We start from the raw sequence: 19,195 nt of genomic DNA, 5'->3' as shown, positions 1-19,195 counted from the left end.
GCATAACTATGTGGTATTTCGCCTGGATCCTCGGCACGCTGTTAGCTTGTAGTTTTGCAGTGATTGCAGCATTAGCGTTAGAGCACTCTGAAGACTCTAAAGCCGCTAAAGATGGTGAGTAACTAAAATGCTGGTGGATAAAACCTATCAGCTATTGGATAAGGGGCCGATAAGGGCCCTTATCCTTATTTTAGCTTTAGTGACCGCTGGTGCGGTAATGTGGGACCCAACTATGTTCGCGGCCAAAACCAGCTCATTCCAAATATGGCAAGGCCTGTTATTAATTTGGGCAACCTGCACTGCAATGATTTTTGGGGTTGGTTTTAAACCGCAAAAAGTTATCTTTCGCGCAATATTTCACCCATTGCCAGCAGCCATCATTCTTATTTGGGGACTTTTTCAAGTCTTTAGATAATTCTAATTGCTAATTGTGGGTCAATGGACCCATAATTATTTTTGATATCTTTACTTTCAAAGTGATTCCAAACTGACACTGTCTTGAGTATAGTGGCACCGTTAGTTAATTTAACCTAAGACGGAGTGGTTGATATGTTATTTCGCTGGCCTGTTCGCGTGTATTATGAAGATACAGATGCGGGCGGCGTGGTTTATCACGCGCGCTATTTAGCATTTTTTGAACGAGCGAGAACAGAAATGTTGCGAAATAAAGGGATCAACCAGCAAAGTATGCTTGCTGAGAACCTTGGCTTTGTTGTGCGTAGCATGACAATTGACTTTGTGAAAGGTGCTCGGTTGGATGATCTGTTGGAAGTTGAGACGCAACTTGTTGAAATGAAACGCGCCTCATTAACCTTTCATCAAAGGTTAGTTGATTTGCAAGGTAACCTGCTATGTGGGGCAAATGCCCTTATTGCTTGTGTGGACACATCAAAAATGAAGCCTACAGCGCTTCCTAAGTCTATTGTCGCGGAGTTTAAACAGTGACTGACATGAATATCCTGGATTTATTCCTAAAAGCGAGCCTTTTGGTTCAGCTTATTATGTTCGTTTTGATCGGTTTTTCTATTGCATCATGGGCGATCATCATTCAAAGAACCAAAATATTAAATGCCGCTACCCGTGAGGCAGAGGCATTCGAGGATAAGTTCTGGTCAGGAATCGAGCTATCGCGCTTATATAAAGAAAGCCAAGCGCGTCGTGATGAACTCAGTGGTGCAGAACAAATTTTCCACGCAGGTTTTAAAGAGTTCGTCCGTTTACATCAAGCGAATATTCATGCACCTGATGCGGTGGTCACTGGGGCGTCTCGAGCAATGCGTATTTCAATGAATCGTGAATTAGAATCGGTAGAGGCGCATATCCCATTCTTAGGTACGGTTGGCTCAATTAGCCCATATATTGGCTTATTTGGTACCGTTTGGGGGATTATGCACGCATTTATCGCATTAGGTGCGGTTAAACAAGCGACCTTACAAATGGTTGCTCCAGGGATTGCTGAAGCGCTGATCGCCACTGCGATTGGTTTGTTTGCTGCAATTCCTGCCGTTATGGCATTTAACCGTTTAAACCTGCGTGTCAGTAAGTTAGAACAAAGCTACGATAACTTTATGGAAGAATTTTTAGCCATCTTGCATCGTCAAGCCTTCTCTGCTGATAAGAAATAATACGGGGAGATAAGCGAATGGCGCGCACAAGTCGCAGACGTGAGCTGAAATCCGAAATCAACATCGTTCCATTGCTGGATGTGTTGTTGGTGTTATTGCTGATATTTATGGCAACCGCACCAATTATCTCTCAAAGCGTGGAGGTTGAATTACCGGATGCAACGGATACACAAACCGTATCATCGAGTGATAACCCACCGATTATTTTAGAGGTCTCGGGAGTGGGGCAATACAATATGCGCCTTGATGGTGAGGTGTTAGAATTGCTGCCACCTGAACAGATTGCGGCTGAAGCTAAATCTCAATTAGAGAAAAATCCCAAAGCGATTTTCTTAATTGGAGGCGCAAAAGAAGTGCCTTATGAAGAAGTGATTAAGGCGCTGAATATTTTGCATAGTGCAGGGATTAAATCTGTCGGCTTGATGACTCAGCCTATTTAGGCTGAGTTGTTGTGGTTTGCGTAAGTCACAAATCTTTTTTTGGATACCAGAGTGGGAAAGACAAAAGAGAAAAAAGATAACTTAAATCGATCACTTATGATGTCAGTGATACTGCACATTCTTTTGATCGGTTTGATCGTTATAGGCTCTTTAGTTTCCGTCGTCAAACTTGGTGGTGGCGGAGAAGAAGGGACTGTCATTGATGCGGTGATGGTCGACCCCGGCGTGGTTGTTGAGCAGTATGAACAAATGCAAAAACAACAAAACATGGCCAGACAAGCAGCTAAAGAGCGTAAAGAACAAGAACAGAGGCAAGAAGCTGAGCTAAGGGAACAGCAAGAGAAGGAACAAAAACGCCTGCAAAAATTAGAAGAAGAACGCATAAAAACTGAACGTGATGCCGCTGAGCAACAAAAGCAAGCTGAAGAACAACAGAAAAAAGCGTTAGAAGCCGCGAAAAAAGCCAAGGAAGAGCAAAAAATTGCGGAAGAAGCTGCCGCGAAAGCAAAAGCCGAAAAAGAAAAATTAATTAAAGAGCAAGCAGCCGAAAAAGCCAAAGCTGAAGCTCAAGCGCAAAAAGAAGCTGAGGCTGCTAAAGCTAAAGCGGAAAAAGAAGCCAAAGAAAAAGCGGAAAAAGAAGCGAAAGCCAAAGCCGAAAAAGAAGCCAAAGCTAAAGCTGAAAAAGAAGCGAAAGAAAAAGCAGACAAAGAAGCTAAAGCCAAAGCGGCTAAAGCCAAAGCAGAAGCAGCCAAAAACGCGGCTTCTGTTGATGACTTGCTGGGTGACTTAACGGCATCAGGCCCAAGTAAGCAGGGCGGCCAAGCAGCAGCGGGAACGGGGGGCGGTAAAAAATCAGGCGCATCAAATGCGGATGTTGATAGTTACGCAGGTAAAATAAAAGCAGCAATCCAAAGTAAGTTCTATGATTCGGAGACTTATCGTGGACGGACTTGTGACCTGCAATTAAAGCTTGCTCCTGACGGATTATTGGTCAGTATTACACCAAAAAATAATCCGGCAAACGACGCGGCACTATGTGATGCGGCAATCAGAGCAGCGAAGCTTGCTACAATGCCAAAACCGCCTAGCCGCGAAGTCTATGATACATTTAATAAAGCAGGGAGCGTAGTTGTGTTTAAGCCTTGATTTTCAATAACTCAGAGCTATCTGTATTGAAAATTTTATGGCAATAGCATAAATAGTTTGCGTGGTATCTAGTTTTGTTATTATACCTTTGTTAAAATTCAGCGAATTATTGCGGTGGTAAATAATACGCAGTAAGGGAGATAAGAATGAAGCAGGCTTTTAAAGTAGTTTTAGGGTTCCTAATGCTATGGGCGACAGTGGCTCAGGCTGAAATACGTATTGAGATCACTGAAGGTGTAAATTCAGCTCAACCAATTGGTGTGGTGCCTTTTAAATGGTCTGGTGCAGGTGCACCGCCACAAGAAGTTGGTCAAATCGTAGGTGCTGATTTACGCAATAGCGGGAAATTTAACCCAATTGAGCCAAGCCGTATGCCTCAGCAACCAGGCACTGCATCGGAAGTTATTCCAGAAGCATGGACTGCATTAGGTATTAATGCGGTGGTAGTGGGGCAAGTACAGCCAGCCGCTGATGGTAGCTTTGTGGTTAGCTATCAGCTAGTCGATGTTGCTGCTAATCCTGGTGCTGTGTTATCTCAAAATCAATTTAAAGTCACAAAAGAGTGGTTACGCTACGCAGCGCATACTGCAAGTGATGAAGTTTTTGAAAAACTGACCGGTATTCGTGGTGCTTTTCGCACACGCATTGCGTATGTTGTCGTGAATAAAGGCGGTCAGTATCCGTATGAATTACGAGTTTCTGATTACGACGGTTTCAACCAATTTACGGTTCACCGTTCACCAGAACCTCTGATGTCGCCAGCTTGGTCACCTGATGGTGAAAAACTGGCATATGTAACGTTTGAAAGTGGTAGTTCAGCACTTGTCATTCAAACATTGTCTACTGGAGCCGTTCGTCAGGTGGCATCTTTCCCTCGTCATAATGGGGCACCTGCATTCTCTCCAGACGGGACAAAATTGGCATTTGCACTGTCTAAAACAGGCAGCCTGAATCTCTATGTGATGGACTTAGCAAGTGGGCAAATTCGTCAGGTAACAGATGGTCGTAGTAACAATACTGAGCCAAGCTGGATGCCAGATAGCCAAACGTTGGTCTATACTTCAGATCAGGCAGGACGTCCGCAGATTTATAAAATGAATATTAATGGTGGCAGCCCTGAGCGTGTGTCCTGGGAAGGAACACAAAATCAGGATGCTGATGTTAGTCCGGATGGTACTTTCTTAGTGATGGTCAGCTCCGGCGGCGGTCAGCAGCATGTCGCCAAACAGGATCTGGCAACGAATAACGTTGAATTTTTAACGAAAACGTTCCTAGATGAAACGCCGAGTATCGCACCTAACGGCACTATGGTAATTTATAGCTCCTCTCAAGGCTTGGGGACTATATTGCAGCTAGTTTCGACCGACGGGCGTTTCAAAGCGCGTCTTCCGGCGACCGATGGACAGGTTAAATTCCCTGCCTGGTCTCCGTATCTGTGATGCATAATAATAATGTGTGGCAAAAAATATTAAGGATCAAAACGATGCAACTGAATAAAGTGCTTAAAGGGCTGATGATCGCGTTACCAATCATGGCAGTCGCAGCTTGTAGCTCTAACAAAAACAATGACCAAGATGGCGTAGATACTTCTACTAACCAAACTAACACAGGTCTGTCTGCGGAAGAGCTGGCACGTCAGCAAATGGAACAGCTGCAACAAAACAACACTGTTTACTTTGGCTTTGACAAATACAACGTATCTCCAGAATACGCTGATATGTTAGATGCACACGCAGCATTCCTGCGTAGCAACCCATCTGTACGTGTTGTTGTTGAAGGTCATGCGGATGAGCGTGGTACTCCAGAATACAACATCGCACTGGGCGAGCGCCGTGCTAATGCAGTTAAAATGTACCTGCAAAGCAAGGGTGTTTCTGGTGACCAAGTTTCACTGGTTTCTTACGGTAAAGAAAAACCAGCTGTGTTAGGTCATACTGAAGCAGACTACGCGAAAAACCGTCGTGCAGTCATTGCATACTAATAGATAAGCGAAATTATCTATTATGAACAGTAACTTCAGACACTTACTAGTCGGTCTGTCGTTATTGGTTGGCGTAGCGGCCCCTTGGGCCGCTATTGCCCAAGCGCCAATCAACAATGTCGGATCTGGTTCCCCAGGTGACCGTCTATCCCAGCTTGAGACAGCAGTATCTTCTCAAGGTCAAATTTTGTATCAAATTCAACAACAACTCGCTGACAACCAACGTGACATTGATATGCTACGCGGTCAGATTCAAGAAAGTGAATACAAACTGAATCAAGTCATCGAGCGTCAAAAAGATTTGTATATGCAATTAGACAACGCGGGGGGCGGTAATTCAGCTAACTCAGGTGATGCGCCTGATACAAGTGCAGCAAATACATCATCTTCATCAAATGCTCCTGCGGCAACGGCCAATACAGGTGGAAATGAGAAAGATGATTATAATGCTGCGGTTAAGCTTGCAATGGAAAGCAAATCAAAAGCTCAAATTGATGAAGCGATTGGTGCATTACAAAGTTTTGTTAAAGCCTATCCAAAGTCAGGATATCAATCTAACGCAAACTATTGGTTGGGGCAGCTAAACTACAACAAAGGTAGTAAGGACGACGCTGCATTCTACTTTGCCACTGTAGTGAAACAATATCCAAAATCCCAAAAAAGCAGCGAGGCCTTATATAAAGTTGGGCTGATCATGCAAGATAAGGGACAAAAAGATAAAGCGAAAGCTGTTTACCAACAGGTGTTGAAACAATATCCAAACAGTGCGGGCTCTAAATTAGCTGAAAAAAAGCTAAGTGCACTTTAATTCCTAACCCCGAAGCGATATTGCCGAATATTTCGGGGTTATCAGTATGATAAGTGTGCATTCAATCTTTTTTTGCAAAAAAATTATTGCACCCTCGTCAGAAATCAGTAATATAAGCCGCCGTTGATACGAGAATACGGTTATCCGAAAATCTCGCGAAACAGTAAGAAATTTAGTTTTAGAGTTTTAGATGGGTCGTTAGCTCAGTCGGTAGAGCAGTTGACTTTTAATCAATTGGTCGCAGGTTCGAATCCTGCACGACCCACCATCTAAGACAGTAAACATAAAGTATCCCAAGATGGGTCGTTAGCTCAGTCGGTAGAGCAGTTGACTTTTAATCAATTGGTCGCAGGTTCGAATCCTGCACGACCCACCATCTAAGACAGTAAACACAAAGATCCCAGATGGGTCGTTAGCTCAGTCGGTCGGGTTGTTGAGTTTTACAAGATGGTTGCAGGTTCAGCCCGAAGGGGAAGTTCGAAGAACTTAAATCCTGCAAAACATAATCAAAGTAGTTTCAAGATGGGTCGTTAGCTCAGTCGGTCGGGTTGTTGAGTTTTACAAGATGGTTGCAGGTTCAGCCCGAAGGGGAAGTTCGAAGAACTTAAATCCTGCAAAACATAATCAAAGTAGTTTCAAGATGGGTCGTTAGCTCAGTCGGTAGAGCAGTTGACTTTTAATCAATTGGTCGCAGGTTCGAATCCTGCACGACCCACCATCTCAAGTCTCCTTAAGTAAACATGCCGTTGGTTAGCGATACCTCGACAAGCTGGTCGCAGGTTTGAGCCGAAGGCGAAATCCGTAGGATTTGCACCCCTTACGACTCAGTTTAAAACAAAATATTTTATTACTACGTTGGATAATACAATCACAGCCCTTCAGGTAGCAGCCCATTATCTTGTAACAAACCAATCACTAACTTTTGCATTTTTTTAGCCATATCCTGTAGATCGTCATAAGGTTGTAGTTTGGCAAAATCAATACTGACTTCTGCAAAACATTGCATCAAGCACTGTAACGACAATGCGGCTTTTTCTGCTGTACTGCAATTAAAAATAATTTCTAGAGCTTGAATATATTTTACTGGCATCCATTCGTGGAACTTACGGCCTTTATACCAAACATCTTTACCTTGTAGAGAAACCAGACGCTCAATCAGCATTAGAAAATAGCGCTTCATATCTGCGCTTCGTGACCATGCCACCCACAATTCTTCTCGTGTAAGGGCAATAGCAACTTGATGGGCCTCATGCCAAAAGTCGGTGACAATCTCTCCAAATTCAATGGCATTCAAAGGAGAAGGCATCAAAGATGCGGCGTTGATATCGTCTGGTAAATCATCAGTGATCCCTGTTTTATCTAATAAAATAGTAAAGCCGCGTGAAAATGTGGCATCCAAACCTGAGCGCTTCATTTTCTCTAAACGTTCAGGTTCTGCAAAAGTGAAATCGACTTTACGACCTTCTTCGTAGATCACTAAGCATGTGGGCCAATCAGGGGCATCATCTTCTAAGTTAAGTAAATGAAGTGCAGCCAATGGTTTACCAAAGTGATCAACCCAATCTTTTTGTTGAAAGAGTTCCATCACGCCGTGGCCGATTAATTCAATATCAATATCAGAGTAACTATCGATATCTTGCTCTCGACCTCGTGAACCCGTTAACACCACGGCTTCAATTCTAGGGTCGAGTAATGAAATAGAGATAATTTTATTTATTAACGATGCTGGTGATTCCATAACTGGCCTGCTTAATATAATAGTAAGCGCTAAGATACCGATAAAGCGTAATAAAAGCGAAGGTTCAAACGTAAAAAGAGTAGGAATGAGAAAAGACCGCCTGAAGATACGACTTTATAAGTAAAAAGAAAGAAGACTTATTAAGCAAAGTGGAGTATCTTGTTTAGTATATAAAACAGACTTGGCTTTATTTTGCGGTTTTTAACTTAATTTAAGTCAAAAAATCGCTTTATGCTAAACAGAGGTGAAAAATGAGCGTGTTTATCGATTTCGAACAGTCAGTTTACCCATTTCCACCAAAACCTGCGCCATTAAGCGCGGATGAAAAAGCGTTTTATCGCAAACAGATTAAATCATTGTTGGTCGAAAAAAATGCAGTTATCGTTGCACATTACTATACGGATCCTGAAATTCAAGCACTCGCTGAAGAAACTGGCGGATGTGTCGCAGATTCACTAGAAATGGCGCGTTTTGGGGCTAAACATCCTGCATCAACCCTTGTGGTTGCTGGGGTGAAATTTATGGGAGAAACAGCCAAAATTCTCAGCCCAGAGAAAACTGTTCTTATGCCAACACTGGATGCACAATGCTCTTTGGATTTAGGCTGCCCTGAAGATGAATTTATTCGTTTTTGTGATGAGCACCCAGATAGAACAGTTGTTGTCTACGCCAATACATCAGCGGCGGTAAAAGCACGGGCTGATTGGGTCGTAACCTCAAGTATTGCCGTTGAGTTGATTGAGCACCTTAATAGCCTTGGGAAAAAAATTATTTGGGCTCCAGACCGTCATTTGGGGCGTTATGTACAGCAGCAAACCGGGGCGGATATTCTGTGCTGGCAGGGAGCTTGCATTGTTCATGATGAGTTTAAAACCCAATCGTTACAAAAAATGAAGTCTCTCTACCCAGAAGCTGCAGTGCTGGTCCATCCTGAATCGCCTCAGGCGATAGTCGAACTCGCTGATGCGGTGGGCTCTACGAGTCAATTGATCAAAGCCGCACAAGACTTACCCAACCCTTCAATGATCGTGGCAACGGATAAAGGCATTTTCTATAAAATGCAGCAAGCGTGCCCAGAAAAGACGTTATATATTGCACCAACAGCAGGAGAGGGGGCGACATGCCGGACTTGTGCCCATTGCCCTTGGATGGCAATGAATGGCTTAAAAGCGATTGCTGAGGCATTAGAAGGGAATTCTCAAGACCATCAAATATACGTTACTGATGATTTAAGAAAAAAAGCGTTATTACCGTTGAATAAAATGCTAGATTTTGCTCAGAGTCTAAAATAAACATAATCAGCATAAAGAAAAGCAGTATTGAGCAATACAACATTGACTAACAATTAAAAGGGTTTTGGGATGGATTTTTTTAGTACAGCCAATACGTTAGTACAAATCCCCTTATGGGGTTCAGTCTATGATTTATCATATATTGAGGCCGTGGGGACAATTGCAGGTTTACTTTGCATTTTACTGGCAAGCTTAGAAAAAACGATTAATTACCTATTTGGTTTAATTAATGTTTCATTATTTGCCGTTATTTTCTTTCAGATCCAACTCTACGCGAACTTACTTTTACAGATATTCTTTTTTGTCGCCAATATTTATGGTTGGTATGCATGGAGCCGGGTAACAAGCTCTCAACAAGCTGAGTTAAAGATCCGCTGGTTAAGCCTACCAAAAGCTTCTATAACCCTAGTGTTTTGCGTATTAGCGGTTCTTTATCTCACTTTTAATATTGACACAGTGTTTGGCATTCTGGCGACTTGGGCTGTTGAAATTTTGAATTTGTTTGGTGCTAATTTAGCGATGCCAACGATAGAACCGGATGCATTCCCATTTTGGGATTCCGCAATGACGATTTTGTCTGTCGTTGCGATGATCTTAATGACGCGTAAATACGTTGAGAATTGGTTGCTTTGGGTGATCATCAATGTGATAAGCATTGTGATTTTCTTTATCCAAGGGGTATACGCAATGTCGCTAGAATACCTTATTTTGCTCGGTATCGCCTTAAACGGTTCTCGACTTTGGATAAAATCAGCAAAAGAGAATGGCTCTACGCCGTTATCTCGCCCCTAGTTTGAAAAAAAACAGAAAACGGCTAAAGTAACATCCTCGTTATTTAGTCGTTTTGCTTGTTTTTAACACTGGAAAATGTCAACTTAGCCTGCTTATTGTGCTAAATATCCCTATTTCACCTCATTTTATAATCAGTAGCAAATAAACCCCTTGTTTCTGCATGCGTTTGGCTGTTTACAGATGTCTGCTGAACGGTTAGATTAAAAATTCGATACCGATTATCTTTTAAGTTATCAATTCATCTTTATTGCGTGGTGAGGGAACTAACAAGCGATCTCTGCGCGCTAGCTTGAGATAAATAAGGTATGCAAATCAACAACAGTAAAAAATAATAAACATTGGATATACAGGTATGAACTATCAGAACGATGACGTCAGAATAAAACAAATAAAAGAATTACTTCCCCCTATTGCTCTACTTGAAAAATTTCCAGCAACAGATAAAGCTGCGTTTACCGTTCATGAAGCACGCCTTGCTATTCACAATATTTTAACGGGTAAAGATGACCGCCTAGTGGTGGTAATTGGCCCGTGTTCGATTCATGATACTAAAGCTGCGCTTGAATACGCTGAGCGCTTAGCTCAGTTGCGTGAAGAGTTGAAAGACTCGTTAGAAATCGTGATGCGTGTGTATTTTGAAAAACCTCGTACCACAGTGGGTTGGAAAGGTTTAATTAATGACCCTCGCATGGATAACAGTTTCGATATTAACGAAGGTTTACGTATTGCGCGTGAATTACTATTAACGATTAATAACCAAGGTTTGCCGACTGCGGGTGAGTTTTTGGATGTCATTAGCCCACAATATGTTGCTGATTTAATGAGTTGGGGAGCAATTGGGGCACGTACCACTGAATCACAAATTCACCGTGAACTTGCTTCAGGACTTTCTTGCCCTGTTGGTTTTAAAAATGGTACTGATGGCACGATTAAAATTGCCATTGATGCAATTAATTCGGCGCGTTCTGCACATTGTTTCTTGTCTGTGACGAAATGGGGACATTCTGCCATCGTAAACACAAGCGGTAACCCTGACTGCCATATCATTTTGCGTGGCGGTAAAGAGCCAAATTATAGCGCTAAACATGTTAAAGAAGTGCGCGAGGGCTTAGTAAAAGCAGGTTTAATGCCTAGCATTATGATTGACTTTAGCCACGCGAATAGCTGTAAGAAATTTGAAAAGCAGATGGAAGTTGCGGCGGATGTTAGTGAACAAATTAGCAGCGGCGATCGTTCAATTACAGGGATTATGATTGAAAGTAATTTAGTGGAAGGTAACCAAAACTTAGAATCCGGTGAGCCATTAGTTTACGGTAAAAGCGTCACAGATGCTTGTATTGGTTGGGGTGATACCGAGAAAGTATTGCGTCAGCTATCGGATGCTGTGATAGCACGTCGCAGTAAATATTAATTAATCTCCAGAAAAGCTCAATTATTATATAATTGAGCTTTTCTATTAATGGCTAAATGTTATTTTAACTATTTCTACTAATATGATTCAATTCTTTATATATAAAAACTAAATTTGTTTTTTTTATAATATTTTGGCTAATGTAATCTCCGAAATATATAATTATTAATTGAAACTATAGGAGATTGCAGTATGGATTTAAGTAATTTAAGTAATTTAAGTAATTTAAATAGAGCTAATTATAAACTCGATTTAATGAATTGGCATGAACATTCAATTAATGCTGTAAATAGAAATGAAATTTTTTACCCATCATTTTATGATTTAATTATTAGATAATAACTTAAGGTACTATAAGGTCTTTATTGAAAATAACTTGAAAATTGGAAATATAGACGAGAGTGAGTTAAATGAAATAGAGAAATATATAGATTCTGTTGAAAGCTACTATGAATATCTCACCGATAGGAATTCAAATTATAATCGGTTATTAACTGAAGTTAACAGTTATATGCAAAATGGTGAGATTGCAAGTAGTCAGATAAGTGAAATAATAAATAAATTTTACGAACTTAAAACTAGAAAATTATCACCACCTGAATTTAGCAATAAATTATTTAACGCACTACCTAAATTAACGTCTGAAGCAAGGGAGTTATTAACTGAATCAGACAATAGAATTAGGCAGGAACACTTTAAAATGGTTACTCTGGAAAGCACCGCGAATAATATTAATTATACGATTGAGAATGTTAAAGAACATGGTGAATATAAAGGTTATGACTATGTTAATGGATTTAAAGAATATGGTAAGCTAATTCAAGAACAGAAAGATTATATTAATTCACAAAAAGATAAATTAAAATATGATGCTTTAACTGAATATGAAATCATAAGAGCTAAGGATAATATTAAAAATGCAGAAGAAGCGATTACTGGTTATTTGGAATGGGCTGAGATGGCAGAGCCTGTTTTAAATAAATATGGGATTAAAACTTTTAAAGCTGACATCCCTATTTCAGGGGGTCTTGATATTTCGACGAATATTCTTGAATTATTATCCACCTTTATTTCGGGAATTAATGTATTGGATTCGGAGACAATCAATGGTATTGACCTGAATGTATACCCTTCAATAGACATGATGATCCCTGTTCAAGTTCATTAATAATAAAATCTGCCTACTATTTTTGTAGGCAGATTTTTATCACTATTTTGGGACTCGGCTTAATAATTTTTCAATATTTACCTGTTCTTCAGGTGCTGTATTTGCTGGTGTTGCGGTTAATTGCAAAAGCCCTTCAGGGGTTTGAACATCAAAGAAAACTTTGCCTTTTTCTCCTTTTAGGTAAGTCACATCTTTTAATGGAATACGGTAGCAATAAGCAAAGATATTCGGGCGGATATACAAGTATGCGTCTTTTACTGCTAAATAAACGGTATCACCTGCTTTTTTGCCAAAGTAGCCAAGGAAAATCGTTAAAACAAATAAAAACATCCCTAAACTTTGGCTCAGTAAAATAAAGGCAATACTGATAATACCAAGGGAAATCACCACAATGCGGTTATTGCGTTTATTAAACTCAACCTTTTCGCTAAAATTGACATTGAGGCTAGTATCAAACACGTCTAATTGGCGGTAGCGCCAGCGAGTTGCAGAAAAAATCATCCCCATTGCAAATACTATGGTGATAGGCATCAATGCAACGCTACTGACAATGGCGAGACCAATCGCGAGCCTTGGTTTATATGGCATCACCATCATACTTACAATTTGGATTGGGAAACTGGCACAAGCAATAATCATCAATGTTTTCATTAATTCATGGTTTGCTGCACCATTTGAGCCATCAATAACAAGTTCACCCGCATTAATCATATACAGAAGTGAACCTAATATACTAGCGCTGAGTACCAAACCAACCCAGACATAAATATTAAATTTATTCATTTCGATGTTTTATCAATCCTTAAATTAATTTTCCCTATGATAATCGGTTATTGTTATTTTCGACACTAGAGATAGTAAGTTATTTTCATTCAAAAAATAAGAATGACTTAAGCAATATTTTTGTATTTCTTTATTGTTACATAAGTGAAATGATAACTATTCGTTACAATAACATTTATGGATAATACTGAGAATGAATAAATATTTTACGATTTCAATTGGCTTTGCACTGGTGAGTATGGCCAGTACAACTTTAGCGTCAACAAGTCATGAAGGGTATTACGGCGCAGCTAGAGTGACCAAAGTATGGCAAAAAGCCGATAATATGGATACCAGTAGTCGTCCAGGTATTGGTCAATTTGTTGCGGGTGATGAGAAAGAAGATTTTTATCATGGTGCAATCGCGGCGGGTTACCAATATGGCAATGGCTGGCGCACTGAAGCTGAGTATACGTTTAAGAAAAAAACAGAATATACCAGTAGTTCTAGTATTTTTCGTACCAGCTTTAATCATCACAAAGTCGATGCAGAGCGTTTAATGATTAATGCATACCGTGACTATGAGGTTTATCAAGGGATCTCAGTGTATGGTACTGTAGGTCTTGGTGTTGCTAAAATTAAATCTTCTGGCTGGCAGGGGAATACATCGCGCCAATATGCAAGCAATACAGATACTAATCTTGTTTATTCTATCGGGGCGGGTGTGAGTTATGAGCCAATTGATAAATTAAATGTGGATCTAGGCTATCGCTACATCGACCTAGGTAAAATCGAAAGTGGTATGAATAATTTTGATAATATTCGTCATCGGCAAGATGAGCAAATGAAAGCACATCTGAAATCGCAAGAAGTAATGTTGGGTGTGAGATACTTATTCTAATATTTTGATGGTTTACTAGTCATATGGGTGATATAAAAAAAGATTGAGCCAAAAACTCAATCTTTTTTAACAGGGTAAAATGAATAAATTACTTTGCTTTACCTTGGTTCGCAACAGCGGCTTGTTTTGCTGCGATTTCGTCTTGGTTACCTAAGTAGTAGCGTTTGATTGGTTTCATGTTCTCATCGAACTCATAAACCATGGGGACCGCAGTTGGAATGTTCAGGTTTAGAATTTCATCTTCACCCATGTTATCCAAATATTTTACCAGTGCGCGTAGTGAGTTACCATGTGCAGCAATAATGACTTTTTCACCACTTGCAACGCGTGGTTTGATCACTTCTTCCCAGTAAGGAACAACACGTTCAATCGTGGTTGCTAAGCTTTCAGTTACGGGCAATTCGCTTTCTGACAGTTTTGCATAACGTGGATCGTGACCTGGATAGCGCTCATCGTCTTTCGTCAGTTCTGGTGGGGTGATGGCGAAACCGCGACGCCACAGTTTAACTTGCTCGTCACCGTATTTTGCTGCTGTTTCTGATTTGTCTAAGCCTTGCAGAGCCCCGTAGTGACGCTCATTCAGTTTCCAGCTTTTTTCAACTGGCAGCCATTGTTGTTCAACTTGATCAAGAATGTTCCACAGGGTATGGATAGCGCGCTTTAGAACAGAAGTGTATGCAAAATCAAAGACAAAGCCTTCATCTTTCAGTAATTGGCCAGCAACTTTTGCTTCATCGCGACCTTTATCAGATAATTCAACATCCGTCCAACCAGTGAAGCGGTTTTCTTTATTCCACTCACTTTCACCGTGTCTTACTAAAACCAGTTTAGTTACAGCCATAGCTAAAACTCCTATCAGTACATTCTAATTAGAAATGAATTGTTGCTGACCTACATTATAGGGATAGTCAACTTGAACGCTAGTAGCAACTTGCGTTTTCTCCCTAATCAATGTGAAAAACAAATCTTATTCGAAGAGGCGATTTGTTCTCTAGGTTGATAAATCTTGCCAATGCACTAAATTTAACTCGAATTGAATCGATACAGCAAGCGATAAAATCACTGTTTACACATTCTCATGACTGACATCAAGCAAATTCTATGGCGACTTCAGGGAAAGTTATCAGCAACTTGGTATTGCTTCCAAATTGCTGATAGTTTTGTGGGCTAAGTACGAACCTGTTCAATTTCGTAGCGATATTTGCCATTTTCAGGAACGAAAGTTAATCGGTGAGTAATACAGGCAGGCGCATCCTCTTGATGATGGGTAACAAATAGCAACTGAGTGTTGCCTTGACTCAGCATCACATCGATAAAACGTAAAACGAGTAATCGATTCAGACCATCTAATCCTTGTAGTGGCTCGTCCAAAATCAGCATCGCTGGGTGTTTGACAAGCGCCCTAGCGATTAATACTAATCGCTGTTGGCCCCATGAAAGACTATGGAAAGGGTGTTGTGCGGTTTTGGCATCGAATCCTAACAGTGCTAGCCATTCATAAGCTAACTGTATTTGGCGATCCGATGGTGTTTGGTATAAACCTATTGAGTCATGGAAACCGGAAATAATCACATTTAATACGCTGGTTGCAACCCGGTATTCTTGGTGAATACTGTTACTCACATAGCCAATATGGCGTTTGATGTCCCAAATGGTTTCACCGCTACCTCGGCGACGACCAAATAAGGTTAAATCATTGCTGTAACCTTGTGGATGATCACCAGTGATTAAGCTTAATAAAGTGGATTTACCCGCACCATTTTCACCTATAATTTGCCAGTGTTCACCCGGGTTAACTTGCCAGTTTAGACCATGGAGGATAGGTTTGTCGTTATAACTGATAACACCATTTTTTAAAATGATACGCGGTGTTGTTTCATCAAGCTTTTCATCGTTCGTTGGATCTTCTGTTTCGGGAATTGAAAGTTGCTTTATTTTTTCACTGTGCTGCAATTGGCTAATTAGCGAGTTAGCAAGTACTGACTCTCTGTCACCAGACATCGTCAATTTGCAATCGGCAACCACTCCCATATTTTCAATATAGTCAGGAAGTTCATCAAAGCGATTTAACACTAAAACTAGCGTTAGACCTTTTTCAGATAAACTGTAGAGCAGTTCGCTTAAGTTGCTACGTGAATAGACGTCTAAGCCATCAAAGGGCTCATCTAAGATCAATAAGTCAGGGTTACCCATTAATGTTTGGCATAACAATACCTTACGCGTTTCTCCTGTGGAAAGGTATTTAAAACGGCGAGAAAGTAAATCACGAATGCCAAATTTAGTTGCGAGCTCTAAACAATATTCATTGTCTTTATGGTTAAGCTGGATTATTTCAGCAGCGGTATAGCCCGTGTCTTCTTCACCATCACTAAGAAGGTCGGTATTGTTGCGTTGCCACTCTTCATTAATGATTTTTTGCAATTGCTCAAACGAAAGGCGAACGGGAGAGTTAAACGTATTTTTGACAACACCAGAGAGTGGTTTGAGCTCATTAGATAGAACACGAGCAAGTGATGATTTACCGCTGCCATTCGAACCAATAAATGCCCAACTTTCACCCTTGTTAATAGTGAGTTGCTGGATATCCAACGTTTGTGTTTCGCTGAGCTTAAAGCTGCTATGTTGTATTGTTATTGAGCTCATTCGCTTCCTTATCATGAATATTTACCTTGTCGTCTAACAGGAATAATCAGGATTGCGGATAAAGTCAATAAGTGAATGTGAGTGGAGATAAAAAAGGTGAATGCTTACTTACTTTTTTCAAGTAAGTAAGCCGATTTATTTAGCACAAGGTAGCAACAATCACTTGGTCTGCATTGAAAAGTGCGGTGATCGTGTCGTTAACTTGCAAAGATTGTGCATCAACATCACTATTTGGCAGGGTTGAGCAGAGTGTTTCGCCACCTGTCAGCGTGACAATCACTTCGCTATTATCTTTACCTCGTTCTAACGTGGTGATTTTCCCTTCAAGGTGGTTATCAAAATCGCTTTGTTTTGGTTGTTTGCTGAGCTTAACCCATGGTGCTTTAATTAACGCGAGCACTTCTTTACCTTCAACTAAACCTAGACGGTTAGCGCTTTGTTCAGTAAGTGCGGCCTTAATCACCGTACTGTTATCCGCTAAACGAATTTGAACATGTTGTTGGACGTGTGTATGGTCACGGGCAATCAGTGTGCCGAAAAACTGATTACGTGCACTAGTTTGCAGTGAAAAGCGTGAAATGGCCGCAAGCAGGCTATCAAGGGGTAAATTATCTTCTTTAAGAACATCAAAGGCTTTTTGCTGAATTTGTGCTAATAAATCATATAATTGAAGCAATCTCTCACCGTAATGGGTTAATGTCGTACCACCGCCACCTTTTCCCCCCGTTGCGCGGTCAACCAGAATATCATCGGTGAGTTGGTTCATTTCATTAATAGCATCCCAAGCACTTTTATAACTGATACCTGCAAGCTTGGCACCTTGACTGATAGAGCCTGTCGCTTTAATTTGTTTGAGTAGTGCGATACGGCGTGGATCAGCAAATAAACTGCCTTGCAATTTAAGTGTGAGTAAGATTTCTGCCTGCATATTTTTCTCCCTTCCGGCTCGGTTAGTGGTGACAGAGCTAAAAAGCACGTTTAGTATGTCGTTAGTATAATATTTTGTCTAAAATAGTCTGCATTATAACGCGATTATGCGTTATTATTTTGATTTGATTTATAATCAATGGGTTTATAATAGTTGTATTAAGAGTCGAATTTTCCTCGTCAGCGTATCTTGTAGGCTGGTGGGTACAGTATCACTGAAGAGGCTTTTTTATGTTAGAACTTATTAAAAGTTTAGGTTTCGCTCTGATGATGGTTCCTGTCGTGATGTTTTTGATCATGGGCTTGATCTATGGGTTAGGCGCATTCTTTAACTTACTGTCTAAAGCGCATGTTCCGCATCATCATACTGAGAACAAGTAACGTTTAGCGATATTACCGTTCCAATTGATCATAGACCCCTTGATGGCGAAGGCCATCAAGGGGTTTTTCTCTTAAGCGATGGACCCATCATAATCGACTTTTGTTATCAAAGTAATGTGAAAACAATTGCCGACGATTTTGAATATTAAATTGTTCCTGTTCTTCTTCGATTTTTTTAGCGAAACTTATATGGAATTTGTTGAGGTTTTTTATTGGATCTTGTTCAGGGGCTTCAGTGATTCGTTTTATTGCTTCAAGAACAAATAGCCCGCAGCCATTGGGCACAAATTGTTGGATGTTACCTTCAATATAAGTGATATTTTTTTCAGCGATATTTGCTTTTTCTGCCGCCAGTGCTATGTCTTTTCGAATATCGTCACTAACACTATAGTATGAATTAAATATGACACATTTTATGTCGTTGTTTAATGGTGTGTGTTGTGAGTTTGCTTGGTAAAGTGCAAATAAAATCCAATGGTTGTTATTAACATTGATAGGGAATAATTCAATTTGGTTCAAATTAGCGCCACTGTTTATTTTTTCTTCGATAATTTCTGCTAATAAATTATCGCCATTTTGGGTAAGTCCCATTGCACAATTAACCGTCACATTAAGTGGCAAAGATCCAGTCTCTTTATTTACAGCATCAAGTTCATCACTTGTGAGCATTCTGTTCAGATCCCAAAGGCTTGAGCCTGTTGGTTCGTCTTTGATAAATAATGGGGTTAAATCAAGCTTATCAATACGCTTTTCTATTTTTGAACCAACAATATAGAGTAATTTAGAGGGGGCTTTTAGTTTTGAATCATCAAGGTAATTTTTGATTTTCCCGTCACCGGATAATTGATACAACCTTTCACTGGTTTTTTGTATTTCGCTATCAATACCTTTTTTACTTTTTATTTTTCCACTGAAAATATCAAATAAAATACTTTCTGCTTTTTGACCTAACTCGTCATGGCGTAAAGCTAAATTATGTAATAAATCAATATCATCAAGACTGCCTTGGCAGGCGGATTGTGTCAGTAACGCTAAGCCGTCATCATCTATTTTTCCATTTAATAGATTGTTTAATTGGTTGGGGGAAAGTGGTATTGAAGAGGGTTGAGTTATACGCATGGTCAATCCTTTTGTCAGCAAGAGGAGCATGAAGAATCACAAATTCACTGTAAAAGTTAAA

The 19,195-nt window shown here is 40.2% G+C and carries 22 protein-coding genes and 3 tRNA genes; 19 read left to right on the top strand and 6 right to left on the bottom strand.

Going from position 1 to position 19,195, the window contains the following annotated elements; all coding sequences use genetic code 11:
• Positions 1-8: 8 nt before the first annotated feature.
• From cydX to AB6N04_RS11085, 12 genes are all read left to right on the top strand, one after another.
• Entirely contained in the window at positions 9-122 is a 114-nt protein-coding gene (cydX, locus tag AB6N04_RS11140; protein ID WP_004909083.1) for a cytochrome bd-I oxidase subunit CydX, read from the top strand.
• Between the two features lie 5 nt (positions 123-127).
• The gene (gene ybgE / locus AB6N04_RS11135) at positions 128-415 is read left to right on the top strand and encodes a cyd operon protein YbgE (RefSeq protein WP_369308368.1); all 288 of its coding nucleotides are present in this window, start codon (positions 128-130) and stop codon (positions 413-415) included.
• A gap of 125 nt (positions 416-540) precedes the next feature.
• On the top strand, positions 541-945 hold the full coding sequence (gene ybgC, locus AB6N04_RS11130) for a tol-pal system-associated acyl-CoA thioesterase (protein ID WP_369308366.1): 405 nt from the start codon (positions 541-543) through the stop codon (positions 943-945).
• Positions 942-1,625: a Tol-Pal system protein TolQ gene (gene tolQ / locus AB6N04_RS11125; RefSeq protein ID WP_369308365.1), complete on the top strand. Its 684-nt coding sequence runs from the start codon at positions 942-944 to the stop codon at positions 1,623-1,625. Before ybgC ends, tolQ begins: the two co-directional genes overlap by 4 nt.
• Before the next feature lie 17 nt (positions 1,626-1,642).
• Complete coding sequence (gene tolR / locus AB6N04_RS11120; protein ID WP_004256786.1) at positions 1,643-2,065, top strand: colicin uptake protein TolR; 423 nt, start codon at positions 1,643-1,645, stop codon at positions 2,063-2,065.
• Between the two features lie 51 nt (positions 2,066-2,116).
• Positions 2,117-3,211, top strand: coding sequence for a cell envelope integrity protein TolA (tolA, locus tag AB6N04_RS11115; RefSeq protein ID WP_369308364.1), 1,095 nt, complete (start codon positions 2,117-2,119; stop codon positions 3,209-3,211).
• Between the two features lie 146 nt (positions 3,212-3,357).
• The gene (gene tolB / locus AB6N04_RS11110; RefSeq protein ID WP_369308363.1) at positions 3,358-4,650 is read left to right on the top strand and encodes a Tol-Pal system beta propeller repeat protein TolB; all 1,293 of its coding nucleotides are present in this window, start codon (positions 3,358-3,360) and stop codon (positions 4,648-4,650) included.
• A gap of 44 nt (positions 4,651-4,694) precedes the next feature.
• Complete coding sequence (gene pal / locus AB6N04_RS11105; protein ID WP_047756402.1) at positions 4,695-5,192, top strand: peptidoglycan-associated lipoprotein Pal; 498 nt, start codon at positions 4,695-4,697, stop codon at positions 5,190-5,192.
• A gap of 22 nt (positions 5,193-5,214) precedes the next feature.
• The gene (gene cpoB / locus AB6N04_RS11100) at positions 5,215-6,000 is read left to right on the top strand and encodes a cell division protein CpoB (protein WP_369308362.1); all 786 of its coding nucleotides are present in this window, start codon (positions 5,215-5,217) and stop codon (positions 5,998-6,000) included.
• Between the two features lie 192 nt (positions 6,001-6,192).
• Positions 6,193-6,268: transfer RNA gene (locus AB6N04_RS11095), tRNA-Lys, on the top strand.
• A 32-nt stretch (positions 6,269-6,300) separates the two neighbouring features.
• A tRNA-Lys gene (locus AB6N04_RS11090) sits at positions 6,301-6,376 on the top strand.
• 266 nt (positions 6,377-6,642) lie between these two features.
• Positions 6,643-6,718, top strand: a tRNA-Lys gene (locus tag AB6N04_RS11085).
• Between the two features lie 150 nt (positions 6,719-6,868).
• Here AB6N04_RS11085 and AB6N04_RS11080 read toward each other — a convergent pair.
• Entirely contained in the window at positions 6,869-7,738 is an 870-nt protein-coding gene (locus AB6N04_RS11080; RefSeq protein WP_369308361.1) for an aminoglycoside 6-adenylyltransferase, read from the bottom strand.
• 251 nt (positions 7,739-7,989) lie between these two features.
• Here AB6N04_RS11080 and nadA point away from each other — a divergent pair, with 251 nt between their 5' ends.
• From nadA to AB6N04_RS11055, 5 genes are all read left to right on the top strand, one after another.
• Positions 7,990-9,030 carry a quinolinate synthase NadA gene (gene nadA, locus AB6N04_RS11075; protein ID WP_369308360.1) on the top strand — a complete coding sequence of 347 codons (1,041 nt, stop codon included), beginning with the start codon at positions 7,990-7,992 and terminating at the stop codon, positions 9,028-9,030.
• 69 nt (positions 9,031-9,099) lie between these two features.
• Positions 9,100-9,822 (top strand): nicotinamide riboside transporter PnuC, encoded by a 723-nt coding sequence (gene pnuC / locus AB6N04_RS11070; protein ID WP_369308359.1) that lies wholly within the window; start codon positions 9,100-9,102, stop codon positions 9,820-9,822.
• Between the two features lie 352 nt (positions 9,823-10,174).
• Complete coding sequence (aroG, locus tag AB6N04_RS11065; RefSeq protein ID WP_369308358.1) at positions 10,175-11,233, top strand: 3-deoxy-7-phosphoheptulonate synthase AroG; 1,059 nt, start codon at positions 10,175-10,177, stop codon at positions 11,231-11,233.
• A gap of 192 nt (positions 11,234-11,425) precedes the next feature.
• On the top strand, positions 11,426-11,572 hold the full coding sequence (locus AB6N04_RS11060; RefSeq protein WP_369308357.1) for a hypothetical protein: 147 nt from the start codon (positions 11,426-11,428) through the stop codon (positions 11,570-11,572).
• 37 nt (positions 11,573-11,609) lie between these two features.
• Positions 11,610-12,401 (top strand): hypothetical protein, encoded by a 792-nt coding sequence (locus AB6N04_RS11055; protein ID WP_369308356.1) that lies wholly within the window; start codon positions 11,610-11,612, stop codon positions 12,399-12,401.
• Between the two features lie 42 nt (positions 12,402-12,443).
• On the opposite strand, the gene AB6N04_RS11050 is transcribed toward AB6N04_RS11055, so the two are convergent.
• On the bottom strand, positions 12,444-13,184 hold the full coding sequence (locus AB6N04_RS11050) for a hypothetical protein (RefSeq protein WP_369308355.1): 741 nt from the start codon (positions 13,182-13,184) through the stop codon (positions 12,444-12,446).
• 193 nt (positions 13,185-13,377) lie between these two features.
• Here AB6N04_RS11050 and AB6N04_RS11045 point away from each other — a divergent pair, with 193 nt between their 5' ends.
• Positions 13,378-14,064, top strand: coding sequence for an outer membrane protein (locus AB6N04_RS11045; protein WP_369308354.1), 687 nt, complete (start codon positions 13,378-13,380; stop codon positions 14,062-14,064).
• An 88-nt stretch (positions 14,065-14,152) separates the two neighbouring features.
• On the opposite strand, the gene gpmA is transcribed toward AB6N04_RS11045, so the two are convergent.
• The 3 genes from gpmA to modE all read right to left on the bottom strand — a co-directional run bounded on the left by gpmA (position 14,153) and on the right by modE (position 17,635).
• Positions 14,153-14,905, bottom strand: coding sequence for a 2,3-diphosphoglycerate-dependent phosphoglycerate mutase (gene gpmA / locus AB6N04_RS11040; protein ID WP_369308353.1), 753 nt, complete (start codon positions 14,903-14,905; stop codon positions 14,153-14,155).
• A 326-nt stretch (positions 14,906-15,231) separates the two neighbouring features.
• Positions 15,232-16,707, bottom strand: coding sequence for a molybdate ABC transporter ATP-binding protein ModF (modF, locus tag AB6N04_RS11035; protein WP_369308352.1), 1,476 nt, complete (start codon positions 16,705-16,707; stop codon positions 15,232-15,234).
• A gap of 139 nt (positions 16,708-16,846) precedes the next feature.
• A complete protein-coding gene (gene modE, locus AB6N04_RS11030; protein ID WP_369308351.1) occupies positions 16,847-17,635 on the bottom strand; it encodes a molybdenum-dependent transcriptional regulator in 789 nt (262 codons plus the stop codon).
• A 230-nt stretch (positions 17,636-17,865) separates the two neighbouring features.
• Between modE and AB6N04_RS11025 the strand changes: the two genes are divergently transcribed.
• Complete coding sequence (locus AB6N04_RS11025) at positions 17,866-18,015, top strand: AcrZ family multidrug efflux pump-associated protein (protein ID WP_369308350.1); 150 nt, start codon at positions 17,866-17,868, stop codon at positions 18,013-18,015.
• Positions 18,016-18,102: 87 nt separating this feature from the next.
• Here the strand turns inward: AB6N04_RS11025 and AB6N04_RS11020 are convergent, their stop codons facing one another.
• Positions 18,103-19,134: an ElaD/SseL family deubiquitinase gene (locus tag AB6N04_RS11020; protein WP_369308349.1), complete on the bottom strand. Its 1,032-nt coding sequence runs from the start codon at positions 19,132-19,134 to the stop codon at positions 18,103-18,105.
• Between the last annotated feature and the right edge of the window lie 61 nt (positions 19,135-19,195).

The organism is Providencia rettgeri (genome assembly GCF_041075285.1).
Classification (GTDB): Bacteria; Pseudomonadota; Gammaproteobacteria; order Enterobacterales; family Enterobacteriaceae; genus Providencia; species Providencia rettgeri_G.
The sequence above is the reverse complement of the archived record's forward strand: the minus strand, read 5'-3'. Positions and strand labels throughout refer to the sequence as shown.

Bases quoted from the DNA above. Each gene is read 5' to 3' on its own strand.
- cydX (WP_004909083.1), top strand. From the start codon at position 9: ATGTGGTATTTCGCCTGGATCCTCGGCACGCTGTTAGCTTGTAGTTTT.
- ybgE (WP_369308368.1), top strand. From the start codon at position 128: ATGCTGGTGGATAAAACCTATCAGCTATTGGATAAGGGGCCGATAAGG.
- tolR (WP_004256786.1), top strand. From the start codon at position 1,643: ATGGCGCGCACAAGTCGCAGACGTGAGCTGAAATCCGAAATCAACATC.
- tolB (WP_369308363.1), top strand. From the start codon at position 3,358: ATGAAGCAGGCTTTTAAAGTAGTTTTAGGGTTCCTAATGCTATGGGCG.
- pal (WP_047756402.1), top strand. From the start codon at position 4,695: ATGCAACTGAATAAAGTGCTTAAAGGGCTGATGATCGCGTTACCAATC.
- cpoB (WP_369308362.1), top strand. From the start codon at position 5,215: ATGAACAGTAACTTCAGACACTTACTAGTCGGTCTGTCGTTATTGGTT.
- AB6N04_RS11080 (WP_369308361.1), bottom strand. From the start codon at position 7,738: ATGGAATCACCAGCATCGTTAATAAATAAAATTATCTCTATTTCATTA.
- nadA (WP_369308360.1), top strand. From the start codon at position 7,990: ATGAGCGTGTTTATCGATTTCGAACAGTCAGTTTACCCATTTCCACCA.
- pnuC (WP_369308359.1), top strand. From the start codon at position 9,100: ATGGATTTTTTTAGTACAGCCAATACGTTAGTACAAATCCCCTTATGG.
- aroG (WP_369308358.1), top strand. From the start codon at position 10,175: ATGAACTATCAGAACGATGACGTCAGAATAAAACAAATAAAAGAATTA.
- AB6N04_RS11060 (WP_369308357.1), top strand. From the start codon at position 11,426: ATGGATTTAAGTAATTTAAGTAATTTAAGTAATTTAAATAGAGCTAAT.
- AB6N04_RS11050 (WP_369308355.1), bottom strand. From the start codon at position 13,184: ATGAATAAATTTAATATTTATGTCTGGGTTGGTTTGGTACTCAGCGCT.
- AB6N04_RS11045 (WP_369308354.1), top strand. From the start codon at position 13,378: ATGAATAAATATTTTACGATTTCAATTGGCTTTGCACTGGTGAGTATG.
- gpmA (WP_369308353.1), bottom strand. From the start codon at position 14,905: ATGGCTGTAACTAAACTGGTTTTAGTAAGACACGGTGAAAGTGAGTGG.
- modF (WP_369308352.1), bottom strand. From the start codon at position 16,707: ATGAGCTCAATAACAATACAACATAGCAGCTTTAAGCTCAGCGAAACA.
- modE (WP_369308351.1), bottom strand. From the start codon at position 17,635: ATGCAGGCAGAAATCTTACTCACACTTAAATTGCAAGGCAGTTTATTT.
- AB6N04_RS11025 (WP_369308350.1), top strand. From the start codon at position 17,866: ATGTTAGAACTTATTAAAAGTTTAGGTTTCGCTCTGATGATGGTTCCT.
- AB6N04_RS11020 (WP_369308349.1), bottom strand. From the start codon at position 19,134: ATGCGTATAACTCAACCCTCTTCAATACCACTTTCCCCCAACCAATTA.